The sequence below is a fragment of the Arthrobacter sp. ok362 genome, assembly GCF_900102785.1.
In the GTDB taxonomy this organism is placed as follows: domain Bacteria; phylum Actinomycetota; class Actinomycetes; order Actinomycetales; family Micrococcaceae; genus Arthrobacter.
The window spans coordinates 73830-90939 of sequence record NZ_FNGC01000017.1 but is presented as its reverse complement, the minus strand read 5'-3'; the positions used below and the strand labels follow the sequence as shown (position 1 = coordinate 90939).

Genomic DNA, 17110 nt, shown 5'->3' with positions numbered 1-17110 from the left:
AGGTTGATTTCGTGGATCAGCAGGTCGGCTTCGGCCAGGCGGAGCCGGTCCTCGCCGATCGTGACGGCGTAGGTGCCGAATTCCTGGCCGAGCGTCATGGGGACGGCGTCCTGGAGCTGGGTGCGGCCCATCTTGACCACAGTGCGGAACTCGAGGGCTTTGGCGGCGAAGGCGTCCTCGAGCTCGGTGAGGGCTTGCAGCAGTTCCCGGGCCGCGAAGATCGTGCCGAGCTTGACCGCCGTGGGGTAGACGTCGTTGGTGGACTGGCTGAGGTTGACGTGGTCGTTGGGGTGCAGCCGGGCGTAGTCGCCCCTCGGGTGACCGAGGATTTCCAGGGCCCGGTTGGCGATTACCTCATTGGCGTTCATGTTCGACGACGTTCCGGCACCGCCCTGGATGACGTCCACCACGAACTGCTCGCTAAGCTTGCCGTTCATGACGTCGGCGCAGGCTTCCTCGATGGCCGCGGCCCGCTCGGCGTCGAGGAGCCCGAGCTCGTGGTTGGTGCGTGCGGCGGCGAGTTTCACAGCGGCCAGCCCGCGGACCAGGTACATGTTGGAGGAGAGCGGCTGGCCGGTAATGGGGAAGTTCTCCACGGCCCGGAGGGTGTGGACGCCCCAGTAGGCGCCGGCGGGAACGTCCCGGTCGCCCAGGAGGTCGTGTTCGGAGCGGGTGTCCAGGGCGGTATGGGCGTTGGTCATTGGGTCCTCACAGGGCTTCGTTGACGGGTTTGGACGGAAAAATCTGGGGCAGGCCTGAGTGACACCGCTGCCAGCACGGTGGGCATGGTTGTTCCAGGGCAAAGAGGCCGCGACGGGCTTGCGGCGATTGCAGCAGGGGAGGGTTGGTGAAATCCGAGGTTTAGGATCTAGCGCGTATGGCCGGCCCTGGAGTCTCCGCTTCCGGGGACGATGGTGCCCAAGGCGCATTCGACCCCGTGCAAATGCATCCTCATGGCCTGGGATGCTTCCTCGGCTGATCCACTCTCGATGGCAGCGAAAATGCGGGCGTGCTCCTGACCCGATTCCTTGCGCCGGTCAGCCACGAGGTTAAGCGTGTTCGATTGGTTGGCCATGGCGTCACAGATGTCGGACAGGAATGATTCGAACACGCCATTGCCGCTGCACCGGGCGATGGTCACGTGGAACTCGGTGTTCAAAAGCACCCACTGCTGGAGATCGTCTTCCTCGGACATTTCCCGGAGGATTTCCCGAAGGGCCTCCAGGTCTTCGCTGCTGCGACGCTGGGCAGCGAGGCCCGCGGCCGGCACTTCCACGTGGGGGCGGGCTTCCACGAGGGCGCTGGCCGAATATTTGCCGAGTTTGAGGTCCTGGGCCACCTTGTCAGCGATGACGAAGGTGCCTTTACCCGTGTGGGTGGCCGTGAGTCCCAATGCGGTGCAGGAACGCAGCGCCTCCCTGACCATCGTGCGGCTCACGCCGTACTGTTTGGCCAGCGATGCCTCCGAGTCCAGGCGGGTGCCGACAGGGATCTTGCCGCCTTCGATTGCGCTGCGGAGGGATGCGAAGACCGCTTCGGCCGCGCCGACGCGTACCACTCGATCTTGTGCAGCTGTCCAGCTGTCCAACAGGTCCATATGAAGACTATGGCACCTGTCACACAGACCGTCAAGGAAGTTCCGAATATGTCGTGAGGGGAAGGGCCTCAGGTGCTCTCGCCCAGGGTTGCGGAAGACGCCCCTGATGCTAGAGATCTGTCGTGGCATGCGCCCCGAGGGAGCCGACCTGGTGGGCCTGCCATTCACGAAGTATCCGTTTTTGCGTTTCGGTTGAGCTGCCTAAGCGGAACAGTCTTGCCGGCGGGGCATAAGCGAATTCGGAATCCCGGCGTCAGTATAGGATTTTCCGGGCGAGGGGGCCGGGCGAGGTGGCGCTGAAGGAGCGGTATCCGGGACGCGTTGGATCTTGGGTCTGCAGCGCAAACGCCGCGTCCTTTACGTAGTTCGCGGACACGGATCACGAAACGCGGCGCGCCGCCTGAGACAGGCGGCAATCTTCTCGTTTTGTGGACGGTCTTGTGTGACAACCCTTCATTTGATTAGCTGCTTCAGGAACCCGCGTATTGGGCGGCGGAATGTGTCTCGATTGCTACGACGAGTTCTTCCAGCGTCGGAGGGTTGGCTCCCGGGCGTTGCACGGTAATGGCCGCGGCTGCAGCTGCGGTGTGGCCAAGCTGCTCCAGGACGGCCGGGGCGAAGCCTTCAGTTCCCCGGGTGAGGAAGCCCAGGATCAGGGCGGACATGTAGGAGTCCCCGGCACCGATCGTGTCGGCAACTTTCGATTTGACGGCCGCGATGCTGATGCTGACGGCGGGGGTGCTGAATTGTGAGCCTTCGGCGCCCTTGGTGATGACGGTAAGTCCGGTGCCCAAACGGAGGATGTGGGCTGCGGTTTCGTCCAGGCTATTTTGCGGGTACAGCCACCGCGCGTCCTCGTCGCTGAGTTTGACGACGTCGGTTAAGGGCACGAGCTCTTCGAAGGTGGCCTTCGCTTCTGCATGGCCGCTGAGCAGGGCTGGACGGATATTCGGGTCATAGGTGATCATGCAGTGTCCGTGCGCCTGTTCCAACAGGGATTTCACGGCGCCGGCACCGGGGCTCAGGAAAGTGGCGATGGATCCGGTGTGAAGTATTTTCGGGAAGTAGGCGGGTGCTGTTGGAGCAAGGTCCCAGGAGATGTCGAAGTCGTACTTGGCGGAGCCATCCGGTTCAAGGGTTGCTGTTGCTGACGCCGTCCGGGTGAGTGATTTTGATCCCGGCAGAAGTCTGACCCCTGCGCTGCGGAGATGGTTTTCGATCAAGATCCCCCGCGCGTCCGGGGCGATGGCAGTGAGCAGACCTGTGGTTACGCCGAGGCGGCCGAGTCCGTAGGCGACATTGGCCGGCGAACCTCCCGGGTGTTCCACTGTGTCGTGTGACGTTGTGACCACATCGATCAGCGCTTCGCCTACGACCATGACGTCGAGCGGCTGGTGAGCGTCGTACCGGGCTGTTGTGAGGTAATCCATGGTCTGTCTCTCGTGGGAAGCTGATGGCGGGGCCTGTCCGAGCTACATCAGTCCGCGGACCGGTAACCCGGTCCGCGGACTGACGCAGGGGCAACAGGTGTTCAGGCGGTGGCTGCACCGGTCATGATCGCCACCGCGTCGGTCATGCTGTGTGATTGCGGGGTGATGGTGGCGGCGCACTTGCCGAGCCGCTGGATGTGGATCCTGTCCGCCACGTCAAAGACGTGCGGCATGTTGTGGCTGATCAGGATGACTGGCAGGCCGCGGTCCCGGAGGTCCCGGACCAGCTGCAAAACCTGGTTCGATTCCCGGACGCCGAGTGCCGCCGTCGGCTCGTCCAGCACGACTACCTTGGATCCGAACGCTGCGGCACGGGCCACGGCGACGGCCTGGCGCTGGCCGCCGGAGAGATTCTCCACCGGCACTGTCACGTCCTGCAGGGTGGAGATGCCCAGCCGGGTCAGCTCATCCTTGGCCTTGGTGCGCATGCCTTTGGTGTCGAGCATCCGGAACACGCTTCCGAGGAGTCCCGCGCGCCTTTCTTCACGGCCCAGAAACAGGTTGGAGGCGACGTCCAGCGCCGGTGAGACCGCCAGGTTCTGATACACGGTTTCGATGCCGTGGACCCTGGCGTCCTGCGGCCGCTTGAAGTGCACCTGCTGTCCCGATACAAAGAGTTCTCCTGTGTCAGGAACTTCGGCGCCGGTGAGGCACTTGATCAGGGTTGATTTGCCTGCACCGTTGTCGCCAATGATCGCCAGGACTTCGCCCGGGTACAGGTCCAGGCTGACGCCGTCCAGTCCCACGACACGGCCGAAAGTCTTGACGAGGTTCCGGGCCTGCAGGATGGGCTCGCGCGTGGCGACGTGGGGGGCTTCAAATTCAGTCATGGTCATGACTTGACCTTTCGGATCCACTGATCGACGGACACAGCAACAATGATCAGGACGCCCACGGCGAGCGTCTGGTAGAGCACGTCCAGCCCGGCGAGCGAGAGGCCGTTGCGGAAGACGCCGACGATCAGGGCGCCGAGGAGGGTTCCCCAGACGGAGCCGCGGCCGCCGAAGAGGCTGGTTCCGCCGATGACGACGGCGGTGATGGAGTCCAGGTTCAGGTCCACGCCGCCGTTGGGGCTGGCTGCGTTGGTGCGTCCGATTTGGATCCAGGCGCCGACGGCCAGAACGGCGCCGGCTGCGAGGTAGACGCTCATGAGGACACGGTTTACCGGGATGCCGGCCAGGCGGGCGGCTTCCTTGTCATCTCCGACGGCGTAGACGTGCCGGCCCCAGGCCGTCTTGCCCAGGATGAAGGCGACCGCGATGTAGAGCAGGAGCATCATGACGACGCCCGTGGAGATCCTGACCGGGCCCACCGGGAAGGTGGTTCCTGTCCAGGTCAGCAGGGGCGGCATGGCCGAGCCGCGCACTGTCGCTCCGTTGGAGTAGAGCAGTGTCAGGGCGATGAAGATGTTCAGCGTGCCCAGGGTGACGATGAACGGTGGGAGCCGGAATCTGGTGACCAGGAATCCGTTCAGGGCTCCGGCGGCGAGTCCGACGACCAGGCCGGCGAGCAGGGCGAGAGGGGCGGGCACTCCGTTGTTGACGGCGAGCTGGGCCATGACCATGGAGGACAGGATCATCACGGCCCCGACGGAAAGATCGATGCCTGCCGTAAGGATGATGAGGGTCTGGGCGATGGCCAGGGTGCCGACGACGGAGACCTGCTGGGTGATCAGGGAGAGATTTTCAACCCGCAGGAACCTTTCATTGAGGAGGCTGAACACCACCACTGCGATGAGAAGCACGAGCGCGGGGCTGACGGCGGGGTAACGATGGAGGATATTGCGTATCCGGCTAAGCGGTGTCTGGCGGTCGAGGAATTCCTCGGCCAGGTCGGCCTGCCCGGCGCTGGGCGGTCCGGCGGTCTGTTGCTGGGTCACGATTGGTCCTGATCTTCGGTGATGGTTGCTAGGGCGAGCTAGCTCGGTAGATGAAATGCGGGGAGGCCGATAGCGAACTCCGGCCTCCCCGCCCGCACTGAAGCCTGGTGGGTTACTTTCCCCAGCAGATGTCGGAGGCCTCGGTGGTGGTGATGCTCTTGACGCCGTCGACCGGCTTGTCCGTGACGAGCTCGACGCCTGTGTTGTAGAAGTCAAGCCCCGGTGAGTTGGCCGGCTTCTGGCCCGTCTTGGCGAGGTCAACGATGGCCTTCACCCCCAGTTCGGCCATCTTGACCGGGTACTGCTGGGCCGTGGCACCGATGACTCCGGACTTGACGTTGTTGACGCCCGGGCAGCCGCCGTCCACCGAAACGACCAGGACGTCCTTTTCCTTTCCGGCGGCCTTCAGTGCCTCAAAGGCGCCGGCCGCGGCGGGTTCGTTGATGGTGTAGACGACGTTGATGTTCGGGTTCTTGGACAGGAGGGTTTCCATGGCGGTGCGGCCGCCGTCCTCGGCGCCCTGCGAGGCCTGGCTGCCGACGATCTCGTAGTCGCCGCCCTTGCCGCCGGTGTACTTTCCGGTCTTGGCCTCGTCACCGTTCTTCTTCTTGTCCACGGTGTCGATGCCGAGTCCCGTGAGGAAGCCCTGGTCCCGGTTGTAGTCAACCGAGACAACCTTGTCGTCAAAAAGATCGACGAGGGCAATGGTCGCTTTCTTCCCCTCCAGCTGGGCCGCGGTCCACTTGCCGATCAGCTCACCCGCGGCGAAGTTGTCGGTCGCGAACGTGATGTCGGCGGCATCGGCCGGGTCCGGCGGCGTGTCCAGGGCGATGACGAACAGGCCGGCATCCTTGGCCTTCTTTAGGGCATCCACTACAGACGGGCCGTTGGGGGTGATCAGGATGCCCTTGTCGCCCTTGGAGATCGCGTTCTCGATGGCCTGGATCTGGGTGTCCTCGTCGCCGTCAGCCTTGCCGGCAGCCAGCTTCAGGTCCACCCCCTCGGCTGCGGCGGCCTTCTTCGCCCCGTCTTCCATGGCGACGAAGAACGGGTTGGTCGTGGTCTTAACGATCAGCGAGACGCCGACCTTTTCGCCGGACGCGGTTCCCGTTGATGAGGCGGACGGGGAACTTCCACCACAGGCTGAAAGACTGAGCGCTCCCAGGGTCAGCACTGCTCCCGCAGCGAACAGGCGGGTGGCCGTTGAACGGGGTGCTTTGGAACTCAACATTGAATCTCCTGGTGTTTGAGGCCCTCACGGGCCTCGACAACGATGTCATGTACGATGTAATCAGCATCACACCAGAGAGTCAATAGATGCAACTTAGAAGGAGCGATATATTTGACAACGATGTCCGATCGTAGCCAGCCGGCCCTTTCCGCCAGTCGTCCGACAATGCGCCACGTGGCTGCCCTTGCCGGCGTCGGAATTAAGACCGTGTCCCGGGTGATCAACGACGAACCTGGCGTGTCGGACGCCACCCGGGAAAAGGTGCTCAGCGCTTCACGACAACTCAACTACCAGCTGGACATGGCCGCCGGCAGCCTGCGCCGCGCGGGCAGGCGAACGCTCTCCGTCGGGCTGTTGCTGCCGAGTGTCTCCAACCCATTCAGCGGCGAGATCAACCGGGCAATAGAAGATGCGCTGGGAGCCAGGGGAATCGCGGTTTTTGCGGCCAGCCTCGATGACGACCCCGAACGGGAGCAGGCCATTGTTGCGGCGTTTCTTGGCCGGCGCGTCGATGGGCTCATCCTCACGCCGATCGCCAGGAGCCAAGCGTATGTGATCCCGGAGCATTCCCGTGACCTGCCTGTGGTCTTCATTGACCGGGAACCTGTAGGAGTGGAAGCAGACGCCGTCGTAACCGACAACGCGGCAGGCTCCGCGAGGGCGGCCGCCCACCTGATCAGCCGCGGCCACACCAGGCTCGCCTACCTGGGGGACCGCACCGACATCCAGACCGCGCGGGAACGCCGTCGGGGGTTCCTGGAAGAGATCGGCCGGCAGGGCATTCCCACCTCAACGGTTCCTGTCCGTGAAAACCTTCACGACGAGGAATCGGCGAGGTTGGCCGCGTTGGAGCTTCTCACTGCCGGCGAACCGCCGACTGCGATCTTCTCCAGTCAGAACCTCATCACTTTCGGCGCCATGCGTGCTCTGAGAGAGCTCGGGCTAAGCAAACGCGTGGCGTTGATAGGGTTCGATGACTTCACGCTTGCCGACATGATGGATCCCGGCGTGACAGTCATCGCCCAGCACCCCGAGCGGATCGGGAAGCTGGCAGCGGAGCGACTGCTGGCCAGGATTGACGGCGACCAGCAGCCTCCGCATACCTATGTTGTCCCGTCTGAGCTGGTGCAAAGGGGCTCCGGGGAACTCCGCCCTCCGGCCTGACGCCGGGGAACTTCCTGAACCGTCCGCCGAACATATTGACCTGAAAGGGATCACGATGACCAAAACCCTGTACGCCGAGTTCACCGTCAAGCCCGGCAGCGAAGCCCGCGTCGCGGAAATGATGCTCGAACTGACCGAGCATGTCCGCAGTGAACCGGGCAACGAGCTGTTCCTTCCCTATAGGAGGGAAGAGAATCCCCGCGAGTACTTTGTCTTCGAGGTCTACAGCGACGAAGCGGCATTCCAGAAACACATCGGCGCCGACTACGGCGCCAAATTCAACGAAGAACTGGTCCGCCACATCGAAGGCGACGGGTCAGCGCTGACCTGGCTCCTGCCAGTGGAATAGCCTTCAACCAAGGCGCGCCAAGGCCCCGTTGACGGGACGCGCCCGGGCTCCCTTGAAGGGGGTGAACGTAGCCCCGTCCCGGGAAAGACCCTTCCAGACAGTCTGTTGGTGGGGAACTTAGTTCTGCCCGTCCATGTCGCTTCGCCTGCGCCGACAGAGCGACGGCTCTCTCATGCTTGAGCCGATAGGAACCGTTGACTTGTCTGATGGACATGACTTAGTGTCCTTCGCACTGACAACGTTGGCACCGAAACCTCCATCCCAACTGCGTATTTACCCGCCATTCTCAACCCAGAGTCACAGATTCACACCTACGGAATTTCTCGCGGCGGGGAGCGGGCGGAACGTGCCGCGCTTGGGGACCGGCTTTCGGACACCCCGGACGGGGAGTTGCGCAGTTCCCGAGGCGGGCAAAGTAGGGCCGCGCCCCCTGCGGTCTGGGATGTGGCTGGTGGCCGGAATGCTCCGAAACGGCGAATTTGGGGTGTGTACATTGTGCACACTTCGGGCTTCGGATCGGGTCGTACTGGTGCCGGATCGGGCTGGATTCCCTGTGTGTCAGGCTGTTGTGTGACACCTTGCGACGAGGATCTAAGGGCTCTCGCCCGCCGGCGACCCCGCCGGCAGTACCTCGACGGCGCTATGAAACGTCGAAGGGTGCCTCGCGGGCATCACCTAGGGGAATTTCGCAAGAGCGTTCACGTAGCTCCGATCTCTCACGAGTGTGCCTGCGTCGGTAAGGTGAGGATTTCGGCTCCGCCGTTGGTGATGGCGATGGTGTGCTCACTGTGTGCTGTCCTGCTGCCTGTCGCACTTCGGAGCGTCCACCCGTCGGCGTCGGTGATGAGTTCAGCGGTGTCGGCCATGACCCATGGTTCCAGCGCCAGCAGCAGCCCGGGGCGCAGTTTGTATCCTCGTCCTGGCCGTCCGGTGTTTGGAACGTGCGGGTCCTGGTGCATCGTCGATCCGATGCCATGACCCCCGAATTCGGTGTTGATCGGGTACCCCGCCTCGCTGAGGACTGAGCCGATGGCATGGGAGATGTCGCCGATGCGGGCCCCGGGTCCGGCAACGGCTATCCCTGCGCTCAATGCGCGCTCGGTCGCGCTAATCATCGCGACACTGCCCGGGGGCTTTGAGTCGCCCACGATGAAGCTGATGGCAGAGTCTGCTGCGACTCCTCGCTTGGAGACGGCGAGGTCGAGTGTCAGCAGGTCGCCGTCGGCAAGCGTGTAGTCGTATGGCAGTCCGTGGAGCACGGCGTCGTTGACGGCCGTGCAGATGTAGTGTCCGAACGGCCCGCGTCCGAAGGACGGCTCGTAGTCCACGTAACAGGACAGCGCTCCAGCCTCGACGATCATGGTCTGGGCCCACCGGTCGACATCCAGGAGGTTCGTGCCGACCGTGGCCCGGCTCTTCAGCGTATGCAAGATGTTTGCGACCAGGGCGCCTGTCTCTCTTGCTCGGGCCAGTTCGGTGGCATTCAAAATCTCAATCATCCAATAACTATACCGGTCATATTATCCCGGTATAATCGAAGCCATGGTCAGATTGCCCCTCACATTCGAAGAGGTCGAGCGCGGACAGCGGCTCGGTGCCCTGTTGCGTCGTGCCAGGGGAGAGCGCTCGATGCTCGACATCGCGCTCGATGCGCGTGTCTCACCGGAGACCCTCCGGAAGATCGAGACGGGCCGCGTAGCGACCCCTGCCTTCCCGACCATCGCTGCGATCGCCGATGTCCTCGGGCTCTCCCTCGATGTGGTGTGGGCCGAGATCAACCAGCCCGAACGTGGCGTTGAACCGGCCAGCTCTGATCGCAAGGCACGTGAGCGGTTAGCCTCGTAAGTTTCAACCCCGCTGCTGCGCTGGAGGCGGCCGGGAGAGAGAAGCGTGGGCGCGGCTCTCAACCAATGTCCCAGGGTAATAAAACCAGGCGTCACCGAAGCCGCGCTGCCCTAAGCCGCGTTATCGCGGTAATCAACGGCAAAGGCGGGGTCTTCAAGACCAGCCTCGTGGCCAACGTAGGTGGACTCCTCGCTGAGGGCGGATCGCGTGTGCTCCTCGTGGATCTTGACCCTCAAGGAATCCTCGCCGAGGACCTCGGCTATGCCGACCAGGGTGACGGCGGCAGACTTACATCGCGTACATAGACGACTCGGGGAACGCTCACCGAGTAGAAAGCTTCGCGGGCCGATGCACTGTATCCAGCTTAGACTGCCCGGAAGAACACGCGTATGCCGTAGGATGCCCGGCGGCCGGTTGCTGCCCGCATCCCGAGCCAAGGGGAGAGGCCTGCCGCCCCGGTGCCCGATGGATGCCCGGGACGGGTGCGAACGCCGCACTACGAGGGAGCGGCTTGAGCACGGTCCCGGTGGTGTGGTCAGGGAGGAACCGGCTTTGCGGATCGTCTGGCATGATCTGGCTGAGGCTCATATGCTGGATGGAGTCATGCAGTTGGCTGATCTGTGCGTCGGGGAGGTTCCGGCATGGCACTGTCATCACATCAGCCGATCCCACGCTCGGGGTCAGGTAGGGATCGTCCTGTTATGGAACTGCACCCCGCTGGAAGGCGTCATCTTTTACCAGTGGCCACTCGTTCCGTCGGGTGAATTGATTCTCATTCGTCAGATTTTGCTTCGCCCGGCCGCCCGGCGGCCGTTTAATCGTCCATCAGAGGGTGCCCGGGAGTTGCTGCTGGATCTAGTGGCGGCGGAACTGGGGCGGCGAGGACAACAGGGCATCCCCTCCGAAGCTGTTGACGGGCCGTCTCGGGGGGCCTCGCGGCCAGCGCTGGCTGAGAAGTGGGGGAGGCGGGCTTGAGGCCGCTCCCTTTCGTTCCGTCAAAGCTCCCAGAGAGCCGACAGTTGGTCAGTGCCGGATACAGAGGGCTAGTGCCGCGGACGGGCACACTACGGCAATTTCGGACCTGTTACCGGCGGTGTCTTCAGGTTTCGGGTAGTTTCGAATCCGCCTCAGGCAAGAACAGGACGGGGTGCCCCGCCTGTAGGTTCCCGGATCGATAAGCGGCCAACGGTGCTTCCCGATCCGGACCGGCGTGCCGGGTTTATTGCTGGGCCTCTTGGGGTACCTGAAGATGCGCATACCTACTCATGCAACCTCTAACCGAAAGGCGGAGAGCGTTGAATCGCGAGACGTCAGTACGGTGGGCGGCAGATCCGCGCCCGTTCAAGGATGCGGAAGTGGATGTCCTGATACCGACCCGGAACAGGGCTGCGGAATTGGCCGTCACATTGGCGGGACTGGCCGCCCAGGACGGTCCGATATTCCGCATCGTTGTCAGCGACCAATCGGATGGGCCTCCGGCGTGGGTGCAGGCGCCGGTTGCCGCCGTTCTTCGGGTGCTTGAAGCGCAGGGCACCCGGGTTGATTTGCTCCGCCATCTGCCTCGTCGGGGACTGGCTGAACACCGGCAATTCCTTCTGGAGCAAGCTTCCGGGGAAAAGATGCTCTTCCTGGACGATGACGTCTGGCTGGAACCCGGAGCTCTCGGCAGGATGGCCCACGCGTTGAATGAGCTGCGCTGCGGGTTCGTAGGCATGGCTCCACAAGGTTTCTCCTACCTCAAGGACCGGAGACCGGAGCAGACTGAAAGTTTCGCAGCCTGGGACGGATCGGTTGCGCCGGAACGAGTCAGGCCGGACGAGCCGGCATTTGAGCGTTGGCCTCTGCACAGTGCAGCAAACCTGAGCCATCTCAGTGTCGAGCTCGGCCTGGAACCTGGGGAATGGCTTGCCTATAAGGTGGCGTGGCTGGGCGGGTGCACCATGTTTAGGCGCATAGCTCTGGAAGACGTCGGAGGGTTCGGTTTTTGGACGGAACTGCCGTCCGAACACTGTGGTGAAGACGTCGTGGCCCAGTGGAAAGTCATGGAAAAGTACGGCGGGGCGGGGATACTTCCCAGCGGGGCCGTCCACCTGGAGTCACCCACCACCATTACGGACCGCCGAATCGAAGCCTTCGATGTCGTGCTGGGTGACCAGGGGGTGAAGGAAAAGAACAACCGTCAATCGAAAGGTACTGACATGGCCAACCCACCAGATCCCATCCGCATTCAAAAGTTCCTCCGAGGTGTCGATTACCCCGCGACCAAGGACTCCCTGCTTGCGCACGCCAAAGACGCCGGAGCGGGCAGCGACGTACTGGACGCGCTGAACCACATTCCCGAAAAGGAGTACGACGGACCCACGGCCGTCAGTTCCGCCGTCTCGGACGGCTAAGAACCGGGCAACCCGGAAACTGCGCTAGGCCCGTGGAACCTTCCATAAGCAATGGCCGGATGCTGCCCCCAGGAATCCACTGGTTGTGCCAGTCAGGAGAGGACGACGATAAGCATGACTTCCCGCATGCAGGAGCCGCGCAGGGTGGCACTGAAACGCGTCCGGGCAGGGGACGCGCTGCGCATCCAAAATATCGAATTTCGGGTTCTCAGCCGGCGCCGTCAGCGGAAGCTGGTGATCCTCGAACTCGAAAGCTCCGACGGCGACAGGGCAACCCTCATTGGACACGCCCACGCCGAAACGTAACCGAGCCGGCGCTCATCACGCCGCGTGCTTGGTCCCCCACCCTGTAACTGCGCTGCCGCACGACGAGGTCCCTTCCAGTGCCAGGGCGATCAGTGTCGCATGGCTGCGGCTGGTGGGGGAGGACGGGCGGCCGCTTACGCTGTCATCGCTCGGGGCAAGCCGACCTGCTGCGCCGTGGGATTTAATACCGGGCCCGCTGACGGTTGCGTGCCAGCCCCGCTCACCCCGCCGGCTGCGCGTCTTCTACCTCTCTGTACTCTTGGGGCTGGAAGCTGCTCGGCATCACGGACCCCCTAAGAACGTCCTTACGCGTCGAAGTGCGTCCGGACTCTCGGGTCGTGCGATATTGACGCGACCACCGACGCGGCGATGTCCCGGAGTTTGACGTTCCGGGTGTTGGAAGCGATTCTCAGGATCCTAATGGCCGCCTCCTGGCTGCAGCGGTTCTGCGCCATGATGGCGCCAGTCGCCAGGTCGATGGTGGTCCGGGATTCCATAGCAGCAATGAGGTGGGCTTTCGCCTCGGCCAGTTGGCTGATTCGTACGGCCAGGCGAAGTGCCTTAGACGCATGATATGAATACGTTTCGACCATGCTGATGTCTTCACCGGTGAAGCCATGGGACCGGGTGGAGTAAAAGTTAAGGCCCGCCTCCGCTTCCCCCTCAAGGACCAGCGGCACGGAGAGGCTGGATCCTACTCCCGCCTCCAGCGCCGCGGCAGTGTACGCGGGCCAGCGGTCCTCGTTAGTCAAGTCAGGTACATGCACGACGAGCTGCTGGCGGATCGCTGACAGGCAGGGCCCATCGCCAGCACTATATTGCGTTTCGTCCAGACGGAGCGCGCTGTCTTCGTTGCTGGCCACGGTCACTGGTTTCTTTCGCTGAATCAGCGTGATGCTGCAGAAGGCGATGGCTGGGTCGGCCAAAGTGACGGCGGAGAACTCGGCGAGTTCGTCCAGCATCTCCTTTACGTCCTCGGTTTTCAGGACAAGATCCTGCAAGTGGTCGACGAGGAGATCCGGGAATAGTAGACGTGTGTCGTCGGCCATGACTGGCCTCATTCCTCATTGGGCCCTGACAACAACCCTTGACGGGGGGCACCGGAGGACGACGTAGCAGCAAGTGCGGCTGTCCTTCGAGTATGCTCCGCTTCCTCTGCAATAACCAGCAGGTCCCGTTTCCACGGCCCAGGATCATGGGAACCCGTACGGCTAGCGGGCCAGATTCCGTCTCGGTAAACAACAGCTTTTCAAGACAACCCTCGCAGCTTGGAGGAGCCGCCCGAGCTGGCGGAAGAGCCGGCCTACCTATGTCTCGGAAACGCGTCTCACCGTATCTCGTCTCACCAGTGGTGCATCCGGGGCTGTTCGAGTCAAAATAGCCTGGTGAGTCAGCTCGGTTATGGCGTGGTTGTGCGCGGCGTAGCAGCCTTCGAGTCGTGATTACGCTCGTGTCGTGGGGCTGGGGGCGTCGTTCTGGTAGGGGACCGGCTGCTGGGTCGAGGCGCTGCAGTGCAACTTGGGGAACCGGCGTCGGGGTTCGGAAACTTCGTCCAGCTGCAGGAGCAGTCACGCCGCGGGGAAGTTTGCGGTTCCCGGGGCCGGCGCGGCAGCGCCCTGGTTGCGCGGAGGGCCCGCCCAGCTATCGTTGGGCCGTTCAGAATGACCGCACGCCATCCGGCGTCTAATTCCCGTCCGGGGCGCAGGGTAGGGCGAGGTCAATGCTGCCGTTGTCGCGCCATCCCCGCATTCGCTTCGTAGCACCATGCGAACCATCGCGACACCCGTTTCGCTAGCTACCAGCCGAACATCACCCTACCAAGGCTAGCGGGGAAGCTCCGCGTCTGGCTCAAGGTCTCCTGGCTGCACCCCGTTAATACCCTTCCGGCGCGCGTTCAGCATTTCCTCCCGAAGGTACTGTTCACCCTCCGTATCCGGCTTGCCGAAAACCTCCGGATGAAGGTATCGCCCGAGCATCTCATGGGGCTTAGGCTCTTCCACCGGGATCCGATTCCGCTCCGCCCAGGCATCCTTCCTATTGCCCGTCACTTGCCAAGAAACCTTTGACCCGGGGAGGCCTCCTGCGATCAGAAAGCCGTCTTTTGAAATTTCCTCGGCAATGTGAAGGTTGGGTGCAGGCTGGCCAACACTAGTGAGCTGATAGCGATAGTCCTGATTCAAGCCACTAAACCACTCGGGAAGAACTACCTGGGCGCTGCCGTTTTCGTCCAGGGTAGCCATCCCATCGTAGAGATTCTTCATGTCGTCAGACTCTACATATGAATGATTCAAATACCTTTCCGTTTCCCTTCCGGGGCAGTCAATTTGGAACCCGCCCCCGGACTTGGTCAACGTTCCAAAAACGTGGACCCGTCCGTAGAACGCACCCGCAAGTCCTGTCGTACTTTTCCCCCAGACACCATAGGAGCTTGGACCGTTATTTGCTTCGCCGATGAGACCGTTGCTGTTGAAGCCTGTTGCCGTCCCCTCTACTCCAGCGTCACTTGCATCCCCTTGGAGCGAAACGCCGCGGACCCCATTTCTTCCTTCCGCGTCAATGCCTGTGCAGAATTGATTTTGGGACGCTCGGGCCCATAAACCCTTGGCATTCCCGGAACTTATCACGCCAATCCCAGCACTCCCAATGGCAGGCCATTCGCCCACTTGAACACCTATCCCGACCCCGGGGTTCGTCACCAGCAGTGTGGTGTTTCCGGCATTCGGGGTCGCACCACCCGGCGAAACAGCTCCGGTCGATCTAAGCTCGGTGAGTTCCGGATCAGCGTTATTTACTCCGCCGTATTGCATGGCTCCGCGCATTTTAGACACACTCCTAGTGTCGCTACTACAGGTTGAGTAGATGAATGAGGCGGGCAACCAAAATGTGAAATCGGTTGTCCTCCAAGGCGCCTGCCATGGTCGGCGGCGTGGGGCAACGTTGGCCGCGCTCGCCCGCCAGTTCGCAATGGCCAACTGGGGGAGGGGTTGGGATTCGACTTCGGCTGCGAACATCAGCCCCGAAAGTCGTTCACGGAGCGGCTCCCCCGATAGAAGTCCACCAGCGCAGCCAAAAAGTCCATGTAGGCTCCCGTAGATACGGGCTCTGATACCTCGGCTAGTTCAATGTTGCGGTTGTCGTCCAATGGCAGTCGAGAACCAGAAGCCTCCGTCGTCTGGGAGTCCAGATACGCCACCAGAGCTTCCCCGAATCGCTGGAGCGAACCACCGACGGCGTCGTCTCGCAACTCCACGCGGGTGGAGATCCGGAAGGAGCGCATAAGAGAATCACCGAACGTCCTCACCGTTTGGTCCGTTGCGCCACTATTCGTGTCCGTCACAATCTTGGCCCTCCTGTCTCTTTCACTTTGATTTAGCTCACGAGCTGGATGCCGGCACCAGTGAAACCTATGACGCCCCCGTCGGGAAAGTCCACAGTTATCGTCAGCCCTATACTCTTATTGATGAACTTTGGGGGCTCAAAGAGGTGAAGGTTTCGACCGCTTACAGTGCTATTTATGAACCGAGCTGGGCCCTCCAATCGCCCTGCTGAGCCGGGGGGCGCACCCGCAAGTTCCGGCATGTTCAACTGCCCCAGTGTGGGTATGGTGTCAAACAACGTGGTCAACCGATCAAAAATTCTAATGCGATTCACCCGCACCGTGGAGACTGGGACCGTTCTGCGGACATAGAAAGTGACGAAAGCTCCGCCAATACTCATCCGGCTGCCACTACCTCCCGGCCCGGTGCCGAAGGAGAGTGGCGTCGTGAAAGGAAAATGAAACTCCATGGACGTGCCTTGCTGTCCCCGGAATTGAACGTCGGTGCCGCTGCGAAGCCCGGCTTGATCGGTCCAGCCTAGATCGTCCACATTCACAAACACGTCAGGGCCACCCCGTGAGGCAATGGCGGCGTAGCCAGGCACTACAAGAATGAATTCAGCCATGGCGATTAGGCCTCCTGAAATTAACGCGTCGCAATCTTATTCGGTCATTGCCCCAATGGCAGATGCGAATCATCGAAGCTTCCCACCGGGCTTTCAAGTATTCTCGTCGGACGTTACTGGACCGTTACTCGTTAGGTGCCCTATCCCGACTGGATGACCACGCCACGGTCGCGACGTTGTCGGCAAATCTGAAGGGAAAGCGTTGGCGCGTGTGGTGGGCCAACCGCATCGAACCCGGCAACTGGGAATCATGCAGCACCCGATCCGTACGGACGCGTGATTGCCTCGAGGAAATGCCCGTCAGGATCCGCGAAGTAGACGCCGCGTCCGCCGTCGTTGTGGTTGATCTGCTGTGGGCGGGACCGTCCCGGGTCCGCCCAGTAGGGGATGCCCTCGGCCTGGATCCTTGCGAAGATTCCGTCGAAGTCCTCCTCGCTGACCAGGAAGGCGTAGTGCTGCGGGGAGATGGGCCGGTCCGCCGTGGCGAAATCGAGGGCCACTCCATGGTCAAGGGGTACGGTCATGAAAGACCACATAGGTTGGGGTTCCGGCAGCCCGAGTACGTTGGCCAGGAACTCCGCCGAACGGCGCTTGTCCGTTGCGTAGACGATGGTGTGGTTGAAAGTGACCGTCATGGCGACCTCCTCCGGTGCGGTTGTCTGAGACCATCTGACATCCAGCACTCTTCAGATTTCAAGAGCGCGCGCTACATCCTTGGAACCTTCGTTGGGCCAGCCTCAGCAACGGGGAACAACAGAAATCAGGGCACAAACTGGCTCGCCACGCTGAAACCACAAGTCCGATAGACGAGCCATATATATGGCGCAAAACGGGATTCCCGGTAGTTGTCAGGCCTTCCTGAGAGGCTTAGGTAGCAAGGCACCGATAGGGAGTCCAGTGTATGCAGGGCTGGA

Annotated in this window: 16 protein-coding genes; 6 read left to right on the top strand and 10 right to left on the bottom strand. The window is 62.2% G+C overall.

Annotated elements, in window-relative coordinates:
• The 6 genes from BLQ10_RS19305 to BLQ10_RS19280 form a co-directional block, all read right to left on the bottom strand.
• Nucleotides 1-701: lyase family protein (locus BLQ10_RS19305; protein WP_254785672.1), on the bottom strand; the 701-nt coding region annotated here is incomplete at its 3' end.
• A 167-nt stretch (nt 702-868) separates the two neighbouring features.
• The gene (locus tag BLQ10_RS19300; protein ID WP_091564625.1) at nt 869-1597 is read right to left on the bottom strand and encodes a FadR/GntR family transcriptional regulator; all 729 of its coding nucleotides are present in this window, start codon (nt 1595-1597) and stop codon (nt 869-871) included.
• A gap of 470 nt (nt 1598-2067) precedes the next feature.
• The gene (locus BLQ10_RS19295; RefSeq protein WP_091564624.1) at nt 2068-3027 is read right to left on the bottom strand and encodes a carbohydrate kinase family protein; all 960 of its coding nucleotides are present in this window, start codon (nt 3025-3027) and stop codon (nt 2068-2070) included.
• A gap of 101 nt (nt 3028-3128) precedes the next feature.
• On the bottom strand, nt 3129-3923 hold the full coding sequence (locus BLQ10_RS19290; protein WP_091564623.1) for an ATP-binding cassette domain-containing protein: 795 nt from the start codon (nt 3921-3923) through the stop codon (nt 3129-3131).
• Nucleotides 3920-4966: an ABC transporter permease gene (locus BLQ10_RS19285; RefSeq protein ID WP_090583040.1), complete on the bottom strand. Its 1047-nt coding sequence runs from the start codon at nt 4964-4966 to the stop codon at nt 3920-3922. Before BLQ10_RS19285 ends, BLQ10_RS19290 begins: the two co-directional genes overlap by 4 nt.
• Nucleotides 4967-5078: 112 nt before the next feature.
• Entirely contained in the window at nt 5079-6197 is a 1119-nt protein-coding gene (locus BLQ10_RS19280; protein WP_091564622.1) for a substrate-binding domain-containing protein, read from the bottom strand.
• A 165-nt stretch (nt 6198-6362) separates the two neighbouring features.
• Here BLQ10_RS19280 and BLQ10_RS19275 point away from each other — a divergent pair, with 165 nt between their 5' ends.
• Both BLQ10_RS19275 and BLQ10_RS19270 read left to right on the top strand, forming a co-directional pair.
• The gene (locus BLQ10_RS19275; RefSeq protein WP_091564630.1) at nt 6363-7361 is read left to right on the top strand and encodes a LacI family DNA-binding transcriptional regulator; all 999 of its coding nucleotides are present in this window, start codon (nt 6363-6365) and stop codon (nt 7359-7361) included.
• Nucleotides 7362-7416: 55 nt separating this feature from the next.
• A complete protein-coding gene (locus BLQ10_RS19270; RefSeq protein WP_091564621.1) occupies nt 7417-7710 on the top strand; it encodes a putative quinol monooxygenase in 294 nt (97 codons plus the stop codon).
• 716 nt (nt 7711-8426) lie between these two features.
• Here BLQ10_RS19270 and map read toward each other — a convergent pair.
• Entirely contained in the window at nt 8427-9209 is a 783-nt protein-coding gene (gene map / locus BLQ10_RS19265) for a type I methionyl aminopeptidase (protein WP_091564620.1), read from the bottom strand.
• A gap of 43 nt (nt 9210-9252) precedes the next feature.
• Here map and BLQ10_RS19260 point away from each other — a divergent pair, with 43 nt between their 5' ends.
• The 4 genes from BLQ10_RS19260 (at nt 9253) to BLQ10_RS19240 (ending at nt 12254) form a co-directional block, all read left to right on the top strand.
• Nucleotides 9253-9555, top strand: a complete 303-nt coding sequence (locus tag BLQ10_RS19260; protein WP_091564619.1) for a helix-turn-helix domain-containing protein — start codon at nt 9253-9255, stop codon at nt 9553-9555.
• Between the two features lie 65 nt (nt 9556-9620).
• Nucleotides 9621-9860: a ParA family protein gene (locus tag BLQ10_RS22995; RefSeq protein WP_091564618.1), complete on the top strand. Its 240-nt coding sequence runs from the start codon at nt 9621-9623 to the stop codon at nt 9858-9860.
• A 1050-nt stretch (nt 9861-10910) separates the two neighbouring features.
• Entirely contained in the window at nt 10911-11948 is a 1038-nt protein-coding gene (locus BLQ10_RS19250) for a DUF2795 domain-containing protein (protein WP_254785670.1), read from the top strand.
• Nucleotides 11949-12062: 114 nt separating this feature from the next.
• The gene (locus tag BLQ10_RS19240; protein WP_091564617.1) at nt 12063-12254 is read left to right on the top strand and encodes a hypothetical protein; all 192 of its coding nucleotides are present in this window, start codon (nt 12063-12065) and stop codon (nt 12252-12254) included.
• Between the two features lie 305 nt (nt 12255-12559).
• Here BLQ10_RS19240 and BLQ10_RS19235 read toward each other — a convergent pair whose 3' ends face one another.
• The 3 genes from BLQ10_RS19235 to BLQ10_RS19215 form a co-directional block, all read right to left on the bottom strand.
• Nucleotides 12560-13303: a GAF and ANTAR domain-containing protein gene (locus BLQ10_RS19235; protein ID WP_091564616.1), complete on the bottom strand. Its 744-nt coding sequence runs from the start codon at nt 13301-13303 to the stop codon at nt 12560-12562.
• A 774-nt stretch (nt 13304-14077) separates the two neighbouring features.
• Nucleotides 14078-14515 carry a hypothetical protein gene (locus BLQ10_RS19230; protein ID WP_091564615.1) on the bottom strand — a complete coding sequence of 146 codons (438 nt, stop codon included), beginning with the start codon at nt 14513-14515 and terminating at the stop codon, nt 14078-14080.
• A gap of 1929 nt (nt 14516-16444) precedes the next feature.
• Nucleotides 16445-16831, bottom strand: coding sequence for a VOC family protein (locus BLQ10_RS19215; protein ID WP_091564612.1), 387 nt, complete (start codon nt 16829-16831; stop codon nt 16445-16447).
• Between the last annotated feature and the right edge of the window lie 279 nt (nt 16832-17110).

Excerpts from the sequence above, each read along its gene's own strand:
- BLQ10_RS19300 (WP_091564625.1), bottom strand. The coding sequence starts at position 1,597 with ATGGACCTGTTGGACAGCTGGACAGCTGCACAAGATCGAGTGGTACGC.
- BLQ10_RS19295 (WP_091564624.1), bottom strand. The coding sequence starts at position 3,027 with ATGGATTACCTCACAACAGCCCGGTACGACGCTCACCAGCCGCTCGAC.
- BLQ10_RS19290 (WP_091564623.1), bottom strand. The coding sequence starts at position 3,923 with ATGACCATGACTGAATTTGAAGCCCCCCACGTCGCCACGCGCGAGCCC.
- BLQ10_RS19280 (WP_091564622.1), bottom strand. The coding sequence starts at position 6,197 with ATGTTGAGTTCCAAAGCACCCCGTTCAACGGCCACCCGCCTGTTCGCT.
- BLQ10_RS19275 (WP_091564630.1), top strand. The coding sequence starts at position 6,363 with ATGCGCCACGTGGCTGCCCTTGCCGGCGTCGGAATTAAGACCGTGTCC.
- BLQ10_RS19270 (WP_091564621.1), top strand. The coding sequence starts at position 7,417 with ATGACCAAAACCCTGTACGCCGAGTTCACCGTCAAGCCCGGCAGCGAA.
- map (WP_091564620.1), bottom strand. The coding sequence starts at position 9,209 with ATGATTGAGATTTTGAATGCCACCGAACTGGCCCGAGCAAGAGAGACA.
- BLQ10_RS19260 (WP_091564619.1), top strand. The coding sequence starts at position 9,253 with ATGGTCAGATTGCCCCTCACATTCGAAGAGGTCGAGCGCGGACAGCGG.
- BLQ10_RS22995 (WP_091564618.1), top strand. The coding sequence starts at position 9,621 with ATGTCCCAGGGTAATAAAACCAGGCGTCACCGAAGCCGCGCTGCCCTA.
- BLQ10_RS19240 (WP_091564617.1), top strand. The coding sequence starts at position 12,063 with ATGACTTCCCGCATGCAGGAGCCGCGCAGGGTGGCACTGAAACGCGTC.
- BLQ10_RS19235 (WP_091564616.1), bottom strand. The coding sequence starts at position 13,303 with ATGGCCGACGACACACGTCTACTATTCCCGGATCTCCTCGTCGACCAC.
- BLQ10_RS19230 (WP_091564615.1), bottom strand. The coding sequence starts at position 14,515 with ATGAAGAATCTCTACGATGGGATGGCTACCCTGGACGAAAACGGCAGC.
- BLQ10_RS19215 (WP_091564612.1), bottom strand. The coding sequence starts at position 16,831 with ATGACGGTCACTTTCAACCACACCATCGTCTACGCAACGGACAAGCGC.